The 4,575-nt window shown below is 72.6% G+C and carries 4 protein-coding genes; 2 read left to right on the top strand and 2 right to left on the bottom strand.

What is annotated here, in order from left to right; translation table 11 throughout:
- Nucleotides 1-431, bottom strand: a 431-nt coding sequence (locus tag GKQ77_RS28110; RefSeq protein WP_308117815.1) for an AfsR/SARP family transcriptional regulator, incomplete at its 3' end; no start/stop codon positions are given.
- A 196-nt stretch (nucleotides 432-627) separates the two neighbouring features.
- On the opposite strand from GKQ77_RS28110, the gene GKQ77_RS28105 reads away from it, so the two are divergent.
- A complete protein-coding gene (locus tag GKQ77_RS28105; RefSeq protein ID WP_219691732.1) occupies nucleotides 628-1,254 on the top strand; it encodes a histidine phosphatase family protein in 627 nt (208 codons plus the stop codon).
- Between the two features lie 195 nt (nucleotides 1,255-1,449).
- Here the strand turns inward: GKQ77_RS28105 and GKQ77_RS28100 are convergent, their stop codons facing one another.
- The gene (locus GKQ77_RS28100; RefSeq protein WP_219691731.1) at nucleotides 1,450-2,814 is read right to left on the bottom strand and encodes an FAD-dependent oxidoreductase; all 1,365 of its coding nucleotides are present in this window, start codon (nucleotides 2,812-2,814) and stop codon (nucleotides 1,450-1,452) included.
- Between the two features lie 317 nt (nucleotides 2,815-3,131).
- Between GKQ77_RS28100 and GKQ77_RS28095 the strand changes: the two genes are divergently transcribed.
- Nucleotides 3,132-4,475 carry a hypothetical protein gene (locus GKQ77_RS28095; protein ID WP_219691730.1) on the top strand — a complete coding sequence of 448 codons (1,344 nt, stop codon included), beginning with the start codon at nucleotides 3,132-3,134 and terminating at the stop codon, nucleotides 4,473-4,475.
- Nucleotides 4,476-4,575: the final 100 nt, after the last annotated feature.

Here is a 4,575-nt window from a genome sequence, read left to right as displayed (position 1 = left end):
GTCTCACCGATCCCGCCGAGCGCGGGGCCGCGCCAGAGCGCCAGGGCCTCGCTCAGGAGCCGGGCGGCGGCGGCGTGATCACCGGCGGCCGCCGCCTGCCGCCCCTGCGCGGTCAGCCGTTCGAACGCGACGCGGTCGACGACCTCCGCGTCCGCGTGGATCAGATAGCCGGGCGGTTGTGTCTCGATGACGTCGGCGGAGAGCGCGCGGCGCAGCGCGGAGACGTACGACTGGATCAGGGACCGTGCCGTGTCCGGCGGCCTGTCGCCCCAGATGGCGTCGATCAGGGCGTCGGCGGAGACCACCCGGCCGGGCTCCAGGAGCAGCGCGGCGAGCAGCGCCCGCGGTTTGGGGCCGCCGAGCGCCAGGCGACGGCCCTCGCGCCACGCCTCGACCGGTCCCAGCAAGCGGTAGTGCATGTCCGTGTCCACGCCCATCTCCATGGGTCCTTGCCCCGCACCGCCCCCGCTCCGTGATCCCCGCTCCCCGAGCCCTTCACCGTGCCCCTGCCCCCGATCGACTGGTCATGGTACGTCCGCTCGGCACCAACTCCCTTCCCGGCACTGGGAATCAGCCACTCGTGAAGCATGGTGGGTACTCCCACGGAAGAATGGAAGGCAGGCACGCATGCGCAGCTTGTACGTCATCGCCCACCCGGAGGCGACCCATCACATCGAGCGCGTGGTCGGCGGCTGGCACGACTCGTCTCTCACCCCGGCGGGCCGCACCGCGGCGGCCGCCATCGCGCGGGCGCTGCGGGCCGAGATCCCCGAGGGAGCGGAAGTGGAGCTGGTCTCATCGGATCTGCGCCGCGCCCGGGAGACGGCGCGAGCGGCGGGCGAACTCCTCGGCGTGGAGCCGGTGCTCGACCGCAGGCTGCGGGAGAAGTCCTACGGGGAGGCGGAGGGGCGCCCGCAGGAGTGGCTGGACCGGCGGTTCGTCCCGCCGCCCGCCGAGGGCGACCGGATGGGCCACCACGAGGGCATCGCCGGATCGGAGACGAGAGGGGAGTGCGCGCGGCGCGTCTACGCGGCCATGGACGAGCTATTGCGCCGGCCCTGCGCCCACCAGATCGTCGTGACGCACGGATTCGCCCTGACGTTCGTCGTGGCGGCCTGGATCAAGATGCCGTACGAGTCGCTCCACTCGGTCAGCTTCCGGGCGCCCTCCGGCAGCATCACGGTGCTGCGCGAGGACGACTTCTTCCACAACCGGCAGGTCGTCAGCCTCGGCGACACACGTCACCTCGACTGACGACAAAAGGCCCCGCAGGTGCCACGCCGGGAGGAGCGCCCCTAAGGGAGCCACCGCACCGCCCCCAAAAGGCCCCGCAATTGCCACGCCGGGAGGAGCGCCCCGTCAGGGGCGCGGGGAACTGCGCGCCCAGCCCACGCGGACCCGCGCCCCTGAGGGAGCCACCCGCACCGCCCCCAAACCGGACGGGAGACTTCAGGCGCCGCTCGCGTCCAGCATCTCCTCGCGCTCCACGATCTTCACGCGCGCGCGGCCCTGCGGCTCGCCCAGCGCCTTCTCGGCGGCGTCGAGGCGGTACCAGCCGTCCCACGTGGTGAAGCGGACGTTCCGCTCGCTGAGGAAGGCGTCGATGGCCTCGGGGGCCGGGGCCTCGGGGGTGTGCAGGCGGCCGTTCTCGTGGTCGTCGAGGAGGCTGGCGACGGTCTCGTTGGCGTCGCCCTTGGTGTGGCCGATGAGGCCCACGGGGCCGCGGCGGATCCAGCCGGTGACGTACGTCGACCGAAGGTGCTCGCCGGTCTCCTCGATCACGCGGCCCGCCTGGTCCGGGACCGTGCCGGAGGCGACGTCCCAGGGCAGCTTGGGCAGTTCGTCGGAGAGGTAGCCGACGGCGCGGTAGACGGCGCCGAGGTCCCAGTCCTTGAACTCGCCGGTGCCCTTGACGTTGCCGGTGCCGTCGAGGGCGGTGCGCTCGGTGCGCAGGCCGACGACTTTGCCGTCCTCGCCGAGGATCTCGACGGGTGACTCGAAGAAGTGCAGGAAGAGTTTGTGCGGGCGGTCGCCGACGTCGCGGATCGCCCAGTTCTCCAGGGTCTTGGCGACCATGTCGGCCTGCTTGTTGCCGCGCCGCGTGGCGATGGAGCCCTCGTCGTAGTCGATGTCCTCGGGGTCGACGATGACCTCGATGTTCGGCGAGTGGTCGAGCTCGCGCAGCTCCATCGGGCTGAACTTCGCCTGCGCGGGCCCGCGTCGGCCGAAGACGTGGACCTCCAGCGCCTTGTTGGCCTTCAGCCCCTCGTACACGTTGGCCGGGATCTCGGTCGGCAGCAGTTCGTCGGCGGTCTTGGCGAGGACGCGCGCCACGTCGAGCGCGACGTTCCCGACGCCGAGGACGGCGACCTTCTCGGCGTCCAGGGGCCAGGTCCGGGGCACGTCGGGGTGGCCGTCGTACCAGGAGACGAAGTCGGCGGCGCCGTGGGAGCCGTCGAGGTCGATGCCCGGTATGTCCAGGGCGCGGTCGGCGGTCGCGCCCGTGGAGAAGATCACCGCGTCGTAGAAGGTGCGCAGGTCGTCCAGGCTGATGTCGCTCGGGTAGTCCACGTTGCCGAAGAGGCGGATCTGGGGCTTGTCGAGCACCTGGTGCAGGGCCGTGATGATGCCCTTGATGCGCGGGTGGTCGGGCGCGACGCCGTAGCGGATCAGCCCGAACGGCGCCGGCATCCGCTCGAAGAGGTCGATCGACACACCGGGTTCGACGGCCACCGCGGACTTCAGCAGCGCGTCGGCAGCGTAGATCCCGGCAGGGCCGGCACCGACAATGGCTACCCGCAGAGGGCGAGGCATGTTCAGGGTCCCTTCGAGCGGTGATGGGGGCACTTCCGGGGAAGCCTAAACTAAGGCAATCCTAAGTAAGTAGCCGGGTCGGCTTTATGACCTCATAAGCCAGCCTTATGAGTTCCCATCGGGCCGTCTTATGAGTCCTCCGTCGGGCAGCCGCGTGAGTTCTCCGTCGGGCAGCATCCTGGGTCCGCCCCCCCCGGCCGCACCGCGAACTCGCCGAAATTGGCTGGCAGATCGAAACTGCGGAGCGATATCGTCGCCGCGATGACCACTCATTCTGCTCACAGATTGGGGGACCCGTCCGCGCAAGGTGAGTGCTGATGCTCACCCACACCGCGCCCGGGGATTCCCGCCTCTCCTTCTGGCCGCGCGTGCGAGAGTTCGCCGTGCCGCTGCCCATGATCGAGTCTGCGACCGCCCGCCGTCTCGTCGGCGACTGGGCGGGGGCATGCGCCGCCGCAGGCATCGACGTCGATTTCTCTCCGCGTTCCGTGGCGCGCACCCACGGCTCGGAACTCGCCGCCCGACTCCGGGCCGACCTGCGCCACCTCGCCCCCGACCTCCTGCGCTGGCACCTGCCGAGGATCGCCCCCGACGGGCTGCTCCGCCCCGGCCTGACCATCTCCCTTGCCCGCTATGCCGACGCGGGGCGCGAGGGCCCCGGCCCGCTGCACCTGGTGGCCAGGACGGCACCGGCGTGGGCGGACTCCGGCCAGCGGATCAGCCTCGCCCTGTGGGACGGCTCCCCCGCCGGTCCCGCCGCCTCACGCCATCCGCACCCGCACCCCAGACGGCGGTTCCGCCTCGATCTGCACCGCCACCTGTGGGACGTACGCAGGACCGACGCGCTGCGCACGCGGTGCGGGGAGAGCGGTCGGCGGGCGGTGGACCGGTGGGCGGCCGAGGCGGACCTCCTGCTCCGCGCCGACGGGCTGCCGCCCGGGCCCGTCGTCGTGCGGCTCGGCGCCCGGCAACGGCTCGTCCTGGAGCGGTACGGGGGTGGCGTCGGCCCTCCCCATATCGCGCCCGCGCCCTCGGACGGCAGCGTTTCCGCGCTGCCGGTCCTGCCCGACGCGGCGACCTGGGTACCGCCCGACGTGGAGCTGGTCCGCAGCGGCGCGATCGAGGTCGAACGGCTGCACCCCCTGGTCGCGTCGGCGCTGGCCCCGGGCTGCTCAGCGACCGGGCCGCCCCCGGCCGTGGACCGGGCGGGAGGGCCGCGCCCGGTGGAGTGCCGGGGAGCCGCACACCGCATCGGCCTGGTGGACGGGACGCTGACCGCCCTGGACCACGACCCGGCCGAGATCCGGCGGGAAGAGCTGCTGGCCGCCCTGAGCGGCACACCGCTCCCCTGCCTCCAGGCGATCGACACGGCCCACCGCGATCCCGCCTGCCTCACCGATGTCCGCGAACGCCTGCGCCACGGTGACACCGCCGGTGCGCTGGCCGTCGTCGAGAACCTGCTCGGCCCCGCCGCGGTGCTGCGCGACGGCGCTCTGCGCGACGAGTTGGACGGGGCCGCGCGGGGGCGGATCACCTACGGGCTGTACCGGGCCGGTCTGTTGGGCCCCGCACCCGAACGCGTCCCGCCGACACGGGGGCACACCCCCGGCCGTCGCACGCGCCCGCGCCGCTCGGACTCACGTCACTCACCCCTGCGCTGACCTCGGGCCACCGGCCTTCCCTCCCCTGCACGCCCGCACACCACGACGACCCCCAAGGTGATCACACATGCCCACGTACGCCCCTGCCCTCTCCCCCAGC

Origin of the sequence: Streptomyces anatolicus, assembly GCF_019400875.1 — a bacterium.
GTDB classification, from domain to species: domain Bacteria; phylum Actinomycetota; class Actinomycetes; order Streptomycetales; family Streptomycetaceae; genus Streptomyces; species Streptomyces anatolicus.
Note: the sequence above shows the minus strand (reverse complement) of the source record. Positions and strands in the feature narration are given on the sequence as shown.

Coding starts and splice junctions, on each gene's coding strand:
- GKQ77_RS28105 (WP_219691732.1), top strand. CDS start 628: ATGCGCAGCTTGTACGTCATCGCCCACCCGGAGGCGACCCATCACATC.
- GKQ77_RS28100 (WP_219691731.1), bottom strand. CDS start 2,814: ATGCCTCGCCCTCTGCGGGTAGCCATTGTCGGTGCCGGCCCTGCCGGG.
- GKQ77_RS28095 (WP_219691730.1), top strand. CDS start 3,132: ATGCTCACCCACACCGCGCCCGGGGATTCCCGCCTCTCCTTCTGGCCG.